Source organism: Aureimonas sp. AU4, assembly GCF_001463765.1.
Taxonomy (GTDB): Bacteria; Pseudomonadota; Alphaproteobacteria; order Rhizobiales; family Rhizobiaceae; genus Aureimonas.
The window spans coordinates 1-842 of sequence record NZ_BBWK01000116.1; the positions used below are offsets into that span (position 1 = coordinate 1).

Annotated in this window: 2 pseudogenes; both read right to left on the bottom strand. The window is 68.5% G+C overall.

Features of this window, described 5'->3' with window-relative positions:
• A pseudogene (locus AUL35_RS23135) lies at nucleotides 1-414 on the bottom strand (ABC transporter permease); the annotation flags it as partial.
• A 25-nt stretch (nucleotides 415-439) separates the two neighbouring features.
• Nucleotides 440-842: pseudogene (locus AUL35_RS22730) on the bottom strand (ABC transporter ATP-binding protein); the annotation flags it as partial.

Genomic DNA, 842 nt, shown 5'->3' on the forward strand with positions numbered 1-842 from the left:
CGTCAGCTCCGCCAGCGCCGTCTCGAACACCGGCAGCAGGCCGTAGAGAAAGAGGGCGATGAAGACCGCCCCGTCGCCGAACCCGAGAATCGGAACCAGAAGCGCCAGAACCGCCACCGGCGGAAACGTCTGAGCCGCCGAGACAACCGCTCTTGCAAGCGCCAGGCCCTGCCCAAAGCCGGGACGCGTGACCCAGATCGCCAGCACGAGCGCCGTCGCGGACGCCGCCCCGATCGACACAAACACCAGACGCAAATGCAAAAGCGTCAGCCACCAGAGCGGCGAGACATCATAGATCGCAGGCTTGCCCGGTCCCGCCACCGGTTGAAGAAGCGGCGCGAAGCGTTCCGGCATCATCAGGAACGTGACCAGAAGCGCGACCGGAACGAGCCGTATCACCGTTCGTCGTCTCACCGCCGGAACCACCCGGGGCAAAGGGTCAAGCGCCCGGTCCCCGCGCCAGTGCCAGCAGACGCTCGCTCCTGACGATGCCGGCGATGCGGCCCTCGACCGACACGGGCGCCGCCTCGCGTCCCGCCCACAAAAGAGCGCCCAGCGCCGCTCGGGCATCCATCCCCGCATCCAACGCATCGCCCGACGCAGCGCCCGGCTCCATCGCGTCGCCCACATGCCGCAGCGAAAGGAGGCGAAAGGAGCGCTCGTCCGAGCCGACCATCGCCTCGACGAAGGCGCTGCCGGGATCGGCGAGGATGTCGGCCGGGCTGCCCGAACGCAGAATGCGTCCGCCCCCCATGACTACGAGCCGGTCGGCCAAACGCAACGCCTCACTCATGTCATGCGTCACCATCACGACCGTCGTGCCGAGACGCTCGCGCACGGCC